Origin of the sequence: Arthrobacter sp. NPDC057013 (assembly GCF_042674585.1) — a bacterium.
Classification (GTDB): domain Bacteria; phylum Actinomycetota; class Actinomycetes; order Actinomycetales; family Micrococcaceae; genus Arthrobacter.
The window spans coordinates 64,780-78,310 of sequence record NZ_JBHUSE010000020.1; the positions used below are offsets into that span (position 1 = coordinate 64,780).

16 protein-coding genes and 1 riboswitch are annotated in these 13,531 nt (G+C 67.5%); of the genes, 1 reads left to right on the forward strand and 15 read right to left on the reverse strand.

Annotated elements, in window-relative coordinates; genetic code table 11:
• Positions 1-7: 7 nt before the first annotated feature.
• Positions 8-748 (reverse strand): hypothetical protein, encoded by a 741-nt coding sequence (locus ACFTSA_RS20005; RefSeq protein WP_377953522.1) that lies wholly within the window; start codon positions 746-748, stop codon positions 8-10.
• 278 nt (positions 749-1,026) lie between these two features.
• Between ACFTSA_RS20005 and ACFTSA_RS20010 the strand changes: the two genes are divergently transcribed.
• The gene (locus tag ACFTSA_RS20010) at positions 1,027-1,671 is read left to right on the forward strand and encodes a TIGR03085 family metal-binding protein (protein WP_377953523.1); all 645 of its coding nucleotides are present in this window, start codon (positions 1,027-1,029) and stop codon (positions 1,669-1,671) included.
• A 19-nt stretch (positions 1,672-1,690) separates the two neighbouring features.
• On the opposite strand, the gene hisF is transcribed toward ACFTSA_RS20010, so the two are convergent.
• The 14 genes from hisF to ACFTSA_RS20080 form a co-directional block, all read right to left on the reverse strand.
• Complete coding sequence (gene hisF / locus ACFTSA_RS20015; RefSeq protein ID WP_377953524.1) at positions 1,691-2,467, reverse strand: imidazole glycerol phosphate synthase subunit HisF; 777 nt, start codon at positions 2,465-2,467, stop codon at positions 1,691-1,693.
• 48 nt (positions 2,468-2,515) lie between these two features.
• Positions 2,516-3,376: an ATP phosphoribosyltransferase gene (gene hisG, locus ACFTSA_RS20020; protein WP_377953526.1), complete on the reverse strand. Its 861-nt coding sequence runs from the start codon at positions 3,374-3,376 to the stop codon at positions 2,516-2,518.
• Positions 3,377-3,434: 58 nt separating this feature from the next.
• Positions 3,435-3,698 (reverse strand): phosphoribosyl-ATP diphosphatase, encoded by a 264-nt coding sequence (locus ACFTSA_RS20025; RefSeq protein WP_003801526.1) that lies wholly within the window; start codon positions 3,696-3,698, stop codon positions 3,435-3,437.
• Between the two features lie 133 nt (positions 3,699-3,831).
• The gene (ribH, locus tag ACFTSA_RS20030) at positions 3,832-4,314 is read right to left on the reverse strand and encodes a 6,7-dimethyl-8-ribityllumazine synthase (protein WP_377953527.1); all 483 of its coding nucleotides are present in this window, start codon (positions 4,312-4,314) and stop codon (positions 3,832-3,834) included.
• 18 nt (positions 4,315-4,332) lie between these two features.
• Positions 4,333-5,034, reverse strand: coding sequence for a GTP cyclohydrolase II (gene ribA, locus ACFTSA_RS20035; protein ID WP_377953529.1), 702 nt, complete (start codon positions 5,032-5,034; stop codon positions 4,333-4,335).
• Positions 5,031-5,717, reverse strand: coding sequence for a 3,4-dihydroxy-2-butanone-4-phosphate synthase (gene ribB, locus ACFTSA_RS20040; protein WP_377953559.1), 687 nt, complete (start codon positions 5,715-5,717; stop codon positions 5,031-5,033). Before ribB ends, ribA begins: the two co-directional genes overlap by 4 nt.
• A gap of 50 nt (positions 5,718-5,767) precedes the next feature.
• Positions 5,768-6,415: a riboflavin synthase gene (locus ACFTSA_RS20045; protein WP_377953531.1), complete on the reverse strand. Its 648-nt coding sequence runs from the start codon at positions 6,413-6,415 to the stop codon at positions 5,768-5,770.
• On the reverse strand, positions 6,415-7,512 hold the full coding sequence (ribD, locus tag ACFTSA_RS20050; RefSeq protein WP_377953560.1) for a bifunctional diaminohydroxyphosphoribosylaminopyrimidine deaminase/5-amino-6-(5-phosphoribosylamino)uracil reductase RibD: 1,098 nt from the start codon (positions 7,510-7,512) through the stop codon (positions 6,415-6,417). Before ribD ends, ACFTSA_RS20045 begins: the two co-directional genes overlap by 1 nt.
• Positions 7,513-7,562: 50 nt before the next feature.
• Entirely contained in the window at positions 7,563-8,309 is a 747-nt protein-coding gene (gene pnuC, locus ACFTSA_RS20055; protein WP_377953533.1) for a nicotinamide riboside transporter PnuC, read from the reverse strand.
• A gap of 94 nt (positions 8,310-8,403) precedes the next feature.
• Positions 8,404-8,552, reverse strand: a riboswitch (FMN riboswitch).
• Positions 8,553-8,684: 132 nt separating this feature from the next.
• Positions 8,685-9,341 carry a ribulose-phosphate 3-epimerase gene (rpe, locus tag ACFTSA_RS20060; RefSeq protein WP_377953534.1) on the reverse strand — a complete coding sequence of 219 codons (657 nt, stop codon included), beginning with the start codon at positions 9,339-9,341 and terminating at the stop codon, positions 8,685-8,687.
• 91 nt (positions 9,342-9,432) lie between these two features.
• A complete protein-coding gene (locus tag ACFTSA_RS20065) occupies positions 9,433-11,076 on the reverse strand; it encodes an RsmB/NOP family class I SAM-dependent RNA methyltransferase (protein WP_377953535.1) in 1,644 nt (547 codons plus the stop codon).
• Entirely contained in the window at positions 11,073-11,993 is a 921-nt protein-coding gene (gene fmt / locus ACFTSA_RS20070) for a methionyl-tRNA formyltransferase (RefSeq protein ID WP_377953536.1), read from the reverse strand. The genes ACFTSA_RS20065 and fmt overlap by 4 nt, the downstream gene beginning before the upstream one ends.
• Positions 11,990-12,592: a peptide deformylase gene (gene def, locus ACFTSA_RS20075; protein WP_377953538.1), complete on the reverse strand. Its 603-nt coding sequence runs from the start codon at positions 12,590-12,592 to the stop codon at positions 11,990-11,992. Before def ends, fmt begins: the two co-directional genes overlap by 4 nt.
• 56 nt (positions 12,593-12,648) lie before the next feature.
• Positions 12,649-13,494, reverse strand: a complete 846-nt coding sequence (locus ACFTSA_RS20080) for a cytochrome (protein ID WP_331574751.1) — start codon at positions 13,492-13,494, stop codon at positions 12,649-12,651.
• Positions 13,495-13,531 lie beyond the last annotated feature (37 nt).

Sequence of the window (13,531 nt, forward strand, 5' to 3'; positions counted from 1 at the left end):
CCGGATGTCAGGTGGCGGAACGCTTCACAACGACGTCGTCAACATAGCTGTCGCCCATCTGTCGCGGGTGCTCGGCGCCGAACTGGACCCTGCTGAGGGTAGCGGAGGGAAGACCCACTGTCCTGTTGAACACCTGGACGGTTCCGAACCAAATCTGGATGTTGGACCTGGCAGTATCCGCGCGCACCTGCATCCGGATATGCTGCCAGGTGTTCAGCGGAACGGCGGCGGCCCGGAGCCTGGTGTAGCTGAGCGTGCCGTTCGGGTTGGCAAGCCGCAGCCACAGCTGCCCGTTGGCGTTGTTGCGGAAGACGTCGGCCACGCGCGTCGACCCCGAGAAGAACCGGACGTACGGCACATTATTGCCGGCAAGGCCGCCAGTTGTGATGTTAACCCAGGCATCCGCGCTGGCCCGCTTGGTCCCGGCGGCGAGCCCCACCCGCAGGTTTGCCACCGAGCCCAAGGTGTCCGTGGCACGGATCCTGGCAGAGCATGTTCCCGAGTGCGCCTTGGGGCTTGTCACTGCCACCGTTCCGGTTCCGGCAGTGCTCCGGGTGAACGGCGACAGGGTGTTGCCCTCAAAGTTGGTGGCGGTCACGAGGGTCCCCGTGAAGGTGGTGCTGGTGGGGGCTGCCAGCCCCGTCCTGCACGTCGCCGCCATGACGGCGTTGGCGCCGCCGAAAATCAGACTGCCCGATACAAGCAGCCCCAGGCTGCCGAGTGTGCCCATTTTCTTTAGAGTGCTCATTGTTTGTCCTCACGCCACAGATGGAGTTTTGTTGTTCGCCCCACTGCAGCCTTCCGGCTCACCCCCGGAAGCAGACAACACTTGTCTGATGATGCGCTGGAGCCAGTTGCGTGCACTCCCCCTGCAAATACTTGGTGCCTCAGCTTGGAAAAAGCTTGGAGTTTCTTGAAGCGTCTCCCGTTCCGGAAAGGGCGCGGCCGCATGGCGAAGAACGGAACAAATTCACCGTTACCAACAGACTGCGCAACTCCACCGGGGACGTGCTAGTTTTCCAAGTGATGCATTTCGTCGATCCGTCCCGAGAAGTCCTGGCCGAGACCCTGCTGGCGGCCGGTCCTGACTCCCCCACGCTCTGCAAGGGCTGGAAGACCAGAGACCTCGCAGCCCACCTGTACCTGCGTGAACGGAAAGCTGCCGTCGGGCTGGGCCTGATCATCAAGAGCCTGTCCAAAGCTTCGGACAAGGCAACCGCGCGTCTGGCCGGAAAGCTCAGGACCGCCGACGACTACGCCAAGCTCGTGAACTCGTTCCGCGCGGGACCGCCGGCCCTCTCGCCCATGAAGATCAAGGCACTGGATGAGAGCTCGAACCTGATCGAATATTTCGTCCACACGGAGGACGTCCGGCGCGCCGTTGACCGCTGGGCACCCCGCGCCCTCGATGAGGAGTATTCGGACGCTCTGTGGGATGAGCTCGTCAAGCGGGCAGCCATCCTCTACCGCGGCGTGGACCTGGGCATCGTCCTGGTCAGCCCCTCCGGCCCCCGGCACGTGGCCAAGCGCGCGCCGGTCTCGGTGGCGATCGTGGGTGAACCCGGCGAGCTGCTCATGCACGCCCACGGACGCACGCGCCATGCGCTGGTCACCTTCGAAGGCCAGCCGGACGCCGTCGCCCTCCTCCAGTCAGCAGAAGTAGGGCTGTAACAAGCAACGGGGGTGGGGACTAGCGGACCTCGAAGCCGGCGTCACGGATGGCCGTCTTGACCTGGGCCATCATGTCGTCCGGGCCCCAGTGGAAGATCGATGCCGCGAGCACTGCATCCGCCCCGGCCTGGACCGCAGGCGGGAAGTGCGCGGGTTCGCCGGCGCCGCCGGAGGCGATGATGGGAACCTTGACCGCGGACCGCACCAGCCGGATGAGCTCGAGGTCGAAGCCGTCCTTGGTGCCGTCGGCGTCGATGGAGTTCAGCAGGATCTCGCCGACCCCGCGGTCCGCCGCTTCCCTGGCCCAGGCGACCGCATCGATTCCGGTGCCCTGGCGGCCACCGTGGGTGGTCACTTCAAAGCCCGACGGCGTGGGCTGGGATCCGGGGCGGACGCGCCGTGCGTCCACGGACAGCACCAGCACCTGGGAACCGAAGTGCCGGGTGATTTCGTCGATGACGTCGGGGCGTGCCACGGCGGCGGTGTTGATGGAGGCCTTGTCGGCCCCGAAGCGCAGCAGCTTGTCCACCTCGGCCACGCCGCGGACGCCGCCGCCTACGGTGAGCGGGATGAACACTTCCTCGGCGGTCCGGCGGACGACGTCGAACGTCGTTTCCCGGTTGCCGGAGGACGCGGTCACGTCCAGGAAGGTCAGTTCGTCGGCGCCGGCGTTGTCGTAACGGTGGGCCAATTCCACGGGGTCTCCGGCGTCGCGGAGGCCTTCGAAGTTGATGCCTTTGACCACGCGGCCGGCATCAACGTCCAGGCAGGGAATAACGCGGACGGCTACAGCCATGACTTCTCCTGTTGTGCTGCTGGGGTGGGCTGTCGGAAGGAAACCGGGTCAGATCCGGCAGGCGTGGATGCTGCTGACCAGGATGGCGCGGGCGCCGAGGTCGTACAGTTCATCCATGATCCGGTTGGTTTCCTTCTTGGGCACCATGGAGCGGACGGCCACCCAGTCGGAGTCGCGCAGCGGCGAAACGGTGGGCGATTCCAGGCCGGGCGTGAGGCCGGCGGCCTGCTCCACGAGCTCCTTGCGGATGTCGTAGTCCATGAGCACATACTGGCGCGCCACCAGGACGCCCTGCAGGCGGCGGATCAGGACGTCAATTTCCTTCGCCGTGCCGTTGGCCGCACCGCCCTCGCCGGTGCGGCGGATGAGCACAGCCTCGGACTTGAGGATCGGATCACCGAAGATCTCCATGCCGGCGGCCTTGAGGGTGTTGCCCGTTTCGACGACGTCGGCAATGGCGTCCGCGACGCCGAGGCGCACGGAGGATTCCACCGCACCGTCCAGCCGGACCACCTTCGCCTTGATGCCCCGCTCGGCAAGGTAATCGCGCAGGAGGCCGTCGTAGCTGGTGGCAAGGCGCTTGCCCTCGAGTTCATCCACGGTGCTGAAGTCGCCGATCGGTCCGGCGAAGCGGAACGTCGAGGCGGCAAAACCGAGCGGAAGCAGTTCCTCTGCCTCCACCTGCGCGTCCAGCAGCAGGTCGCGGCCGGTGATTCCGACGTCGAGCGTTCCCTGCCCGACGTAAACGGCGATGTCGCGGGGGCGGAGGAAGAAGAACTCGATGTCGTTGTCGGGGTCCACCATGACCAGCTCGCGGCTGTCCCGGCGCTGGCGGTAGCCCGCCTCGGACAGCATGGCGGAGGCGGCTTCGGACAGGGATCCCTTGTTGGGTACGGCTACACGCAGCATTAGGAGGTCTTTCTGGTTTGGAAGTTTGGGTCAGGCAAGCGGGGCCACGCAGAGGCGGCTAGAGATGCTTGTAGACGTCTTCCAGGCTGAGTCCTTTGGCGAGCATCAGGACCTGCAGGTGGTACAGGAGCTGCGAGATCTCCTCGGCGGCGGCTTCGTCGGATTCGTACTCGGCTGCCATCCAGACTTCAGCTGCTTCCTCCACGACCTTCTTGCCGATGCCGTGGATTCCCGACTCCAGTTCGGCGACGGTGCGGGAGCCCTCGGGGCGGGTCGCTGCCTTCTCGCTCAGTTCTGCGAACAGCGTCTCGAAATTCTTCACGCCCTCCAGCCTACTTGCTTGGGGCGCGGGCCCGCCTGTCGGGCAGTTCCATGACGGCGGGGATGTGAGCGATTACACACGCTGTGTGCTTGCGCCCGCACCCCCGCACCGCCCCGGAACTGGGGAAATGTTCCTAGTAGTTCTTGAGCAACAGCGCCGTGGAAAGTGCTGCTGTGACGGCCTCGTGCCCTTTGTCCTCCGAGGATCCGGGCAGTCCGGCCCGGTCCAGGCCCTGCTCTTCGGTGTCGCAGGTGAGCACGCCGAACCCGACCGGCACGCCGGTGCTGACGCTCACGTCGGTGAGTCCCGACGTCGCGGCCTGGCAAACATACTCAAAGTGCGGCGTTCCGCCGCGGATGACGACGCCGAGGGCAACGACGGCGTCAAAGTGCGGTGCCAGCCGCGCGGCAGCGACAGGAAGCTCAAAGCTGCCCGGGACGCGCAGCACCGTCGGCTCGTTGATGCCGGCGTCCTTGGCTGCGCGCAGGGCGCCGTCCAGGAGCCCGTCCATGATCTGGGTGTGCCAGCTGGCCGCCACGATCGCCAGCTTCAGCTGCGACGTTTCCGCGGGGTCGAGGGTGGTGAGGTCAATCTGGGGTGCGCCGTGTCCGCTCATAAAGTCTTCGTGGTCCGTTCAGTCTTGTTCGAGGTCAAAAGTGTCAGTGCCGGTGCGGGGCATTCCCGCGGTCTCGGTGTCGAGGGTCAGCAGGTGGTCCATCCGGTCCTTCTTGGTCTGCAGGTACCTGAGGTTCTGCTCCCGCGACGGCACCTCGGTGGGCACCATCTCGACGACCTTGACGCCGGCCGTGGCCAGGCGGTTCTGCTTGTCCGGGTTGTTGCTCAGCAGGCGGATCTCGTGCAGGCCCATTTCGGCCAGGATCTGCGCCGCGGCCTTGTAGCAGCGGGCGTCCACTGGCAGGCCCAGCTGCTCGTTGGCCTCGACGGTGTCGAACCCGGCCTCCTGCAGGGCGTAGGCCTTGATCTTGTTGGCCAGCCCGATGCCCCGGCCTTCCTGGCCGCGGAGGTACAGCAGCGTACCGCCGTTCTCGGCAATCATCTCCAGGGCGTAGGCGAGCTGCTCGCCGCAGTCGCAGCGGTAGGAGCCAAAAACGTCCCCGGTGAGGCATTCCGAATGCAGCCGCACCAGCGGCGCCTTGCCGTCCTTGGGTGCATTCGGGGAGCTGACTGCCAGGTGTTCAGCCCCGGTCACCAGATCGGTCCAGGCCTGCGTCACGAAATCACCGAACGCCGTGGGCAGCTGGACCACGGGGCCGCTGCTCACCGGATGCGGCTGCCGGCCGTTGCTGCTCGGTTCCGCTGTTTGAGATGCCGTCATCGTGTTTCCCCTTCTCCGGCCGGACTGACTTCCAAAGTGCTCTCCTGTGAAGATACACGGTTGTCAGCTCCCAGATAGGCAACCAGGTCCTCAATCGAGATCAAGGGGCAGCCGTGCTCGGCAGCGAAAACCCGGAGTCCGTCCAGCCGCATCATCTCACCGTCGTCGTACACCACTTCGGCGATCACGCCCACCGGCTCCAGGCCGGCGAGCCGGCAGAGGTCGACGGCCGCTTCGGTGTGGCCTGGGCGTTCACGCACTCCCCCATTAACGGCCCGCAGCGGGAAAATATGCCCTGGACGGGTCAGCAGATCCGGCCCGCTGGCCGGATCTGCGATGACACGGGCGGTCAGTGCCCGGTCGGTGGCCGAGATGCCGGTGCTCACACCGGTGGCGGCATCGCAGGAAACGGTGTACGCCGTGCCCTTCGAATCCTGGTTGACCTCCACCATGGGCGGCAGTTCCAGCACGTCGGCACGGGCACCGTCGAGCGGCACGCAGATGACGCCGGAGCTGTACCGGATGGTCCAGCCCATGAGTGCCGGGGTGGCGTGCTGGGCGGCGAAGATGATGTCGCCTTCGTTTTCCCGGTCCTCGTTGTCCACCACCAGCACCGGCCGGCCGGCCGCCATGGCGCGGACAGCGTCCTCGATCGAGTCCAGGGTGACGTTGCCGGGATTCAGGTCGGCCGGATCCGCGCCGGAAACCGCCGCGTCAAGCTTTACCGTGCCGCTCACAGCTGTACCTCCGAACCTGCAGCGACTTCCGAGCCAGCGCGGAACGCGAGCAGCCGCTCGGTGTACTTGGCCAGCACGTCCACTTCAAGGTTGACCCTGCTGCCGGCCGGCTTGGCGCCGAGCCCGGTATCGGCCAGGGTGGTGGGGATGAGCCCCACCTCGAACCACGGCGCCGTTTCGGCTGCCGGGCTGACCGCGGTGACGGTGAGGGAGACGCCGTCGATCGCGATGGAACCCTTTTCCGCGATGTAGCGTGCAAGCCGCTGGGGCACGCCGAAGCGGAGCCGTTCCCAGTTTCCCTGCGGCTCGCGTTCGAGCAGTTCGCCGACGCCGTCCACGTGGCCCTGGACGACGTGGCCGTCAAGGCGCCCGCCGGCGGGGACGCAGCGTTCCAGGTTGACGGGGTCGCCCGCGGCGAGTTCGCCGATGGTGCTGCGGACGAGGGTTTCGCCCATGACGTCGACGCTGAAGTCCTTGCCGTCGATGGCCGTGGCCGTCAGGCACACGCCGTTGACCGCGATGGAGCCGCCCAGCGGCAGCCCTTCAGCGGTTCCGGGGGCGTGCAGGCGCAGCGTTGCGCTTGTGTCCCCGTTCCGGTCCACGGACAGGACCTTTCCCTGTTCGGCGATAATTCCGGTGAACATCAGTAGCCTCCCATGGCTGTGTCCGCTCCTGTGCGGACAGATAGTGAATCGGTTGACGTTGATTGTGTTGCTGTTGGCTGGGCCCCGCTGGCTTCCTCCGGCAGGAGGTGAAGGCGAAGGTCCCTGCCGAGGTACCGGACCGCGCCGCCGGACGCGGCATCCCATTCCCAGCGTTGCGCCGCCGCGAGCGTTCCGATGCCCAGGCCGTTGAGGGCCGGCGTTCCGGAGCCCAGCAGCGTGGGCGCCAGGTAGACGATGAGCTCGTCCACGAGGCCCTCGGCCAGGAAGGCGCTGAGGATCCGCGATCCGCCCTCCACCATGACGTGCCGGGTCCCGGCCGCGAACAGCATGGCCAAAGCCTCGTGCGGGTCCCGGGTGGGAAGGTGCATGACCTTGCCGTCGTCGCCGCGTACGGCGGCGTCCGCCGGCACGTCGCGGAGTCCCATGACCGCGCGCAGCGGCTGCTTTCCGGTGGTTTCGCCGTTGGCGTCGCGGGCTGTCAGGCGGGGGTTGTCCACCAGGACGGTCTGCGTCCCCACGAGGATGGCGTCGATCCTGTTCCGGATGCCGTGGTTGTCCGCCAGCGATTCCGGGCTGGAAATCCACTGGCTGGTTCCGTCCTCGGCCGCGATCCGGCTGTCCAGCGTCTGGGCGATGTGCAGGGTGACGAACGGGCGCTTGGCGTCGACGGCCTGGAACCAGCGCCGGTTCAGCTCCAGCGCACGCTCCGCTGCAAGTCCGCTGCGCACGCTGACTCCCGCAGCCCGCAGGGTGGCAGCGCCCCCCGCGGCGGGATCGTGGGGGTCGTCGACGGCGTAGACGACGTTCGCTATCCCGGCGTCGACGATGGCCCGGGCGCACGGTCCCGTGCGGCCCACGTGGTTGCAGGGCTCGAGGGTGACCACCATGGTGGTCCCGTGAAGGTCGACGCCGGAGCTGACCGCCGCCGCTATCGCGTCGGCTTCGGCGTGCGCGGTGCCGGCTCCGCGGTGGTAGCCCGTGGCCAGCTGCCGTCCGTCAGGTCCGACGACGACGGCGCCCACCAGCGGATTGGCGCCCCGGGGCCCCTGCAGGGCGGCTTCCAGGGCCGTGTCCATGGCGGCTGTTTCAGCGGCGCTGAAGGCCGTTACCGGCGTCTGGGCGGCAGTCACTTGGACACCGCCGGGTCCGGGAAGGCTGTCTCAACCTTGACGGTCGAGGGCTCAGCGACAGTCGAGAGGTCAGCGACGGTCGAGGGGTCAGCCTGGGCCAGGGTCCGGGATGCCCGCCACCAGACAATGAAGCCGGCCAGGGTGAAGAAGCCGTAGAAGAGGTACATGAAGGCGCTGGCGAAGTACCCGGCGCTGAAGAGCAGCGGAACCCCCACCACGTCCACGGCCACCCAGACCAGCCAGAACTCGGTCCAGCCGCGGGCCATGCCGTAGGTGGCCAGGAGCGAGCCCATGAAGGTCCAGGCATCGGCCCACACCGGCGGGTAGGAGCCCAGGGAGTCGAAGAGCGGGGTGAGGGCGGCCGTTCCGGCCACCAGCGCGAGCACCAGCGCCACGCGGGTCCTGGCGCTGGCCCAGGCGGGCGTGATCGCCGTAGAGGATCCTGCCGCCCGGCGGCTCTGCTGCCAGCGCTTCCAGCCGTAGACGGCCACCATGATGAACATGACCTGCCGGCCGGCCTGTCCCCACAGCGTGGCGGGCGTGGCGGAGCCGAAGACGTTGCCCAGAAAGACTGTCAGGAGGAGCAGGTTGCCGGCGATGCCCACCGGCCATGCCCAGACCTTGCGCCGCATGCCGCCGAGGGCACTGGCCAGGCCAAAGATGTTTCCCAGCACTTCACGGAGAATAAGCACCGATCCCCCCACAGGGATCTGGGCCTCGAAGAGCCAACGCAGGATGTCCATGCGTACGTGTCGTTCCTTCCCTCAAGAGCCGAGACTGCTCCGGGGTATACGACAGCGAAACGCAGCGGCGTTGTGGAACGCCACAAGTACAGCTGTACGTGCTTCTCTCATCCAGACTATAACTGTCGGTACCGGAATTTCACCGGTTCAACCGTCCGCCGGGCTTCCAAAAGGGAAACGCCGGCTCGCGGGTCGCGGACTATCACCGCCGGTTCGGACTTACACCGACCCCGGAGCACGTATTGTGTGTTGCTATTCTGACACAACTTGGCGGGTGCCCAGGCTATTCCCGCTACAAACCGTCATGGGGCCGTCACGGAGACCGGTTGCGGCCTCCATGACGGTGCCCCGGATGGCAGGAACCTGTTCCTGTGGCTAGAGGCTGCCGGCCTTGCGCAGCCGGTCGATGGCGCCGGACGGATCCGCAGCCCCGTAAACGGCCGAGCCGGCGACAAAGACATTCGCGCCGGCTTCCGCGGCACGGACGATCGTTTCCTCGGTGATTCCGCCGTCCACCTGGATGGCCACGTTCACGCCTGCTCCTTCGATCGCCGCGCGGGCGCGGCGGATCTTGGGCAGCGTCAGGTCAAGGAATGCCTGCCCGCCAAAGCCGGGCTCCACGGTCATGATCAGCAGCATGTCCAGCTCCGGAAGCATGTCCAGGTACGGATCCACCGCCGTAGCGGGACGCAGCGCCATCCCGGCCTTCGAACCCCGGGCCCGCAGCTCACGGGCGAGCTTGACCGGCGCGATCGACGCCTCGGCATGGAACGTCACGGAAGCAATGCCGGCATCCGCGTAACCGGGTGCCCAGCGGTCGGCGTCGGAAATCATGAGGTGGGCGTCCAGCGGAACCGGGCTGACCGCCTGGATCCGCTGGACCACGGGAAGCCCCAGGGTGAGGTTGGGGACAAAGTGGTTGTCCATCACATCCACATGCACGGAATCGGCGTTGCTGATTTTCTGCAGCTCGGCTTCGAGGTTCACGAAGTCGGCGGAGAGGATGCTCGGGTTGATGCAGCACTGCGTCATGCGGGGTCCTTTCGCGGGACGGAAGTCCGGGATATGGGGTCAGTCAGTGGGAACTCAGCGCCTGCGGGAACGTCAGCGCGCGCGGCGGAACTCAGCTCTTGCGGCGGATCAGGGCGAGGAACATGGCATCCGTGCTGTGGACGTGCGGCCACAGCTGCGCGGTCTTCCCGTGACCAGCACCCAGGCCGCCGCCGAGGCTGACGGAGTCCAGGACGCTGCCGGCGTCCAGGAGTTCCAGGTCGTCCCGCTTGCGCAGCGCGTCGCTGACCACCGCGGTGGTTTCGGCCGGGTGCGGCGAACAGGTCACGTAGGCCACCACGCCGCCGGGCCGGACGGCCGCCAGGGCAGAGTTCAGCAGTTCGCGCTGCAGCGGTCCCAGGTCGGAAAGGTCCTTGGGGGTGCGGCGCCAGCGGGACTCGGGCCGGCGGCGCAAGGCGCCGAGTCCGCTGCAGGGCACGTCGACGAGCACACGGTCAAAGGCCGCCGGCTGCTCGGACCCGACCTCGCGGCCGTCGCCGGTCCGAACGGTCCAGACGTCCGACGGAACCGCGGACAGTGCCTGGCTGACCAGTTTGGCCCGGTGCGGGGCGGGCTCGTTGGCCAGCAGCGTGGCTCCGCGTTCGTTCGCCAGCGCGCCCAGCAGGGCTGCCTTGCCGCCCGGTCCGGCGCAGAGATCGAGCCAGGTTTCCCCGGTGTTTTCTTCGGTGCCGCTGCCAATTCCTGCCTCGAGGCTTGCGGCCGCCAGGGCCCGGGCCACCAGCTGGGAACCAACGTCCTGCACCCGCGTGGTCCCGGACCGGACGGACTCCAGCCGGCCGAGGTCGCCGCCGCTGGACAGCGCGGATCCTTCCACCAGTTCGCCGGGGACAGCGCCGTTCTCAAGTGCCTCGTCCAGGCTTCCCAGCCCGGGGAGCGCCACCAGGTTGACGACGGGGGCTGCGTTGTCCGCTTCCAGGAGGTCGTTGATCTCGCCGACCGGCCGGCCGTGGGCCACGAGCGACTGCCGGAGTGCACGGACAATCCACTCGGGATGGGCATAGCGGACGGAAGCAACCTTGGTCTCATCCTGCTCGCCGGCGACCAGCTCGTCCAGCCACTCGTCGAGGCCGCGGGCAGTTACCTTGCGGAGCACGGCGTTGATCAATGTGGACGGTCCGGCGCCGATGACCGCACGGGCGAGGCCGACGGTCTGGTCAAGGGCCGCGTGTGCGGGGACGCGCATTGCCAGCAGCTGGTGAACGCCGATGCGCAGGGCATCCAGGACCGCCGGATCCAGCTTGTCCAGGGGCCGGTCCACGCAGCGGGCAAGGATGGCGTCGTAGGTGCCCTGGTTGCGCAGCGCGCCGTAGCTGAGTTCGGTGGCGAAACCTGCGTCCCGCCTGTCGAGGCCGTGCTGCCGGATGCGCGCCGGGAGCACGAGGTTTGCATAGGCGTCCTCGGCAGCAACTGCACGCAGCACTTCAAAGGCCACCAGCCTGGCGGGGTCTGCCCTGCGGGTGCGCTGCGACGGTGCGTTCTCGGTGAAGTTGCGCTGCGGGCCGCGGTTGCGCTCCCTGCCCTGGGCGTTGCGGCGGCTGGCGCCGCCCCCGCCGCGGCGCTGGTCGGAGCCGCCCGTACCGGAACCGCCGGCACCCGAACCGCGCTGGTCTCCTGAACCGCGCTGGTCTCCTGAACCGCGCTGGCCGCCGCGGCTTGACCGCCCCTGCCCGGATCCGCTTCTGCCCGAGTCACTCATTGGAATACCACGCTTTCGAGGGAGGACTGGCCGCGCGCCCAGTCGGCTGCGGCCATCATTTTCTTGCCGGCAGGCTGCACCTTGGTGAGTTCGACGGCGTGCGAACCGGTGCCCACCACCACGCTCTTGCCGGCCAGGGCCAGTTGTCCTGGCCGAATGTCTGTCACATCTGGACGGAGCCGCACCGGTTCAAGCTTCAGCCGCTGGCCGTCAAGGATGGTCCAGGCCCCCGGTTCGGGTGTTACACCGCGTGCGCGGCGGCCTACGGACAGGGCCGGCTCCGACCAGTCGATGCGGCCGTCGTCGATGGTCAGCTTGGGCGCCAGGCTCACTTCTCCCTGTTGGGGAACCGGCGACGCGGCGCCGGATCCGACGGCGGACAGGGTCTGCGCAAGCAGGACGGCGCCGCTGTGGGACAGCCGTTCAAGCAGCGCCCCGGAGGTGTCGTCCGGACCCACGGCTTCTGTCAGGGTGCCGATGACGGGACCGGTGTCGAGCCCCTCCTCCAGCTGGAAAGTCACGGCACCGGTGATGTCGTCACCGGCGATGACGGACCGCTGCACCGGCGCCGCCCCGCGCCAGGCCGGCAGCAGTGAGAAGTGCAGGTTGATCCAGCCGTGCCGCGGAATGTCCAGTGCCGCCCGGGGCACAAGCCCGCCGTAGGCGACGATCGCCGCCACATCGGGACGGGCTTCGGCGATGCGTTCGGTCACGGCTGCGTCCACCCGGGACGCGTGGATGATGTCGATGCCGAGCTCGGCGGCCCGGGCGGCAACGGGCGACGGCGTGAGGACACGTTTGCGTCCCACCGGCGCGTCCGGCCTGGTCAGCACCGCGACGATTTCGAAACCGGCGGCCACCAGCGCATCCAGGGAGGGGACAGCTACGGACGGTGTTCCAGCAAAGAGGACCCTCATCCGGGAGCGCCGAAGCTGCCGGATCCGGACGTTGCCGCCCCAAAGCTGCCGCCGCCAAAGCTGGAGCCGACGGTCTTGGCGCGCTTGGCGGTGGTCTGTTCGGTGATGGAGTCGTAGTTCGCATTGCGGATGGAACGCAGGGCGGCCTTGCGGTCCTCGCCTTCGAGCCGGTCGGTAAACAGGATGCCGTCAAGATGGTCGGTTTCGTGCTGGAAGCAGCGGGCAAGCATGCCCTCCGCCTCCACCGAGACAGGGTTGCCGTTCATGTCGAGGCCGGTCACCCGGGTGCTGCGGTAGCGGCGGACCGGGAAGCCCAGGCCCGGAATCGAGAGGCACCCCTCCACCTCATCCGGCTGGAAGTCCTCGCTGTTTTCCAGCACCGGGTTGACAATGTGGCCCTCGACGCCGCCGATCCGGTAGGTAAAAACCCGGAGGCTGACCCCGATCTGGGGTGCGGCCAGGCCTGCACCCTCCACGTCCTCCATCGTTTCGGTCATGTCGGCAACGAGCCTGGCCAGCTCCGGCCCGAAATCCGTGACAGGGTCGGCAACCGTGCGCAGCACGGGGTCGCCGATGATACGGATATTCAGAATTGCCATGTGCAGTCATTTCCTCACGGTGAACGGGTACAGGATCCAGTCCAGTTTAGTTGCTCTCAGGAATAGACCGGCGGCGCCAACGGCAGCAGCGCGGGTCCGGCGCTGACGGTGTCCGCGGACATTTCCCATACCCGGCGCAGGGCGCAGAACTTCCACCAGTGGTGCTTCAGGACTTCGGGATTGGCACGGACTGGCCGGACTTCGGTTTCACCGATCGCGACGGCGAGCAGCACCGGGCCATCGCCGTGCTGCCACGGCTCCCACTCCCCTGCCACCGGATCCACCAGGCTTTCCTCCGCCTTCATCCCGGCAACAAGCTGCATGACCACCTTGTCGTCGAGGGGCTTGACCTGGCCGTCGCGCGTCGTTCCCTTGGTCTTGTAGTCGATGAGGCAGGTGCGTCCGTTGATCTTTGCGACCAGGTCCAGTGTTCCTGCGTATCCCACGGTCTTGTTCCACACAGTGATCTCCGGAGCGATCGGCTCCACCCGGAACAGCTCCCACCACTCGTCGAAGCGGGCGGCGAAGGCTTCCTCGCCGTTGGAGGCCAGCGCTTCGCGGGCCTCCTTCATCTGGTGCGGCCGGCCGAGCGCCCGCAGTGCCACCTGCTCGCAGTAATAATGCACCCGGTCCCCGCGCTGCGCTGCCTCGTCCCGGTAGGTTTCGGCCGCCTTGGCCGCACGGTTCACCGCCTGCCGCACCCGCGCGGGGCTGCCCAGGATCTCGGGCAGGGAGGGATCCTTGGCCAGGCTGCTGGCGCCCATGTAGCCGAACCAGCCGTCCAGCCCGTGGGCCTGTTGCCCGATCACGGTGGTAATGGAGGGAACCGTGAACTGCTCCGTGGTGGAGCGGGCATACATGCGGCCATATTCCGTGGCGTGGGCAAGGAGTGGAGCGGTCATGGTGAGACTCTTTCACGGGGGTCAGACATTGATGCGG

Excerpts from the sequence above, each read along its gene's own strand:
- ribD (WP_377953560.1), bottom strand. The coding sequence starts at position 7,512 with ATGGACACGGCCCTGGAAGCCGCCCTGCAGGGGCCCCGGGGCGCCAAT.
- hisF (WP_377953524.1), bottom strand. The coding sequence starts at position 2,467 with ATGGCTGTAGCCGTCCGCGTTATTCCCTGCCTGGACGTTGATGCCGGC.
- ribH (WP_377953527.1), bottom strand. The coding sequence starts at position 4,314 with ATGAGCGGACACGGCGCACCCCAGATTGACCTCACCACCCTCGACCCC.
- ACFTSA_RS20005 (WP_377953522.1), bottom strand. The coding sequence starts at position 748 with ATGAGCACTCTAAAGAAAATGGGCACACTCGGCAGCCTGGGGCTGCTT.
- pnuC (WP_377953533.1), bottom strand. The coding sequence starts at position 8,309 with ATGGACATCCTGCGTTGGCTCTTCGAGGCCCAGATCCCTGTGGGGGGA.
- fmt (WP_377953536.1), bottom strand. The coding sequence starts at position 11,993 with ATGAGGGTCCTCTTTGCTGGAACACCGTCCGTAGCTGTCCCCTCCCTG.
- ACFTSA_RS20080 (WP_331574751.1), bottom strand. The coding sequence starts at position 13,494 with ATGACCGCTCCACTCCTTGCCCACGCCACGGAATATGGCCGCATGTAT.
- hisG (WP_377953526.1), bottom strand. The coding sequence starts at position 3,376 with ATGCTGCGTGTAGCCGTACCCAACAAGGGATCCCTGTCCGAAGCCGCC.
- ribA (WP_377953529.1), bottom strand. The coding sequence starts at position 5,034 with ATGACGGCATCTCAAACAGCGGAACCGAGCAGCAACGGCCGGCAGCCG.
- ACFTSA_RS20045 (WP_377953531.1), bottom strand. The coding sequence starts at position 6,415 with ATGTTCACCGGAATTATCGCCGAACAGGGAAAGGTCCTGTCCGTGGAC.
- ACFTSA_RS20065 (WP_377953535.1), bottom strand. The coding sequence starts at position 11,076 with ATGAGTGACTCGGGCAGAAGCGGATCCGGGCAGGGGCGGTCAAGCCGC.
- ACFTSA_RS20010 (WP_377953523.1), top strand. The coding sequence starts at position 1,027 with ATGCATTTCGTCGATCCGTCCCGAGAAGTCCTGGCCGAGACCCTGCTG.
- def (WP_377953538.1), bottom strand. The coding sequence starts at position 12,592 with ATGGCAATTCTGAATATCCGTATCATCGGCGACCCCGTGCTGCGCACG.
- rpe (WP_377953534.1), bottom strand. The coding sequence starts at position 9,341 with ATGACGCAGTGCTGCATCAACCCGAGCATCCTCTCCGCCGACTTCGTG.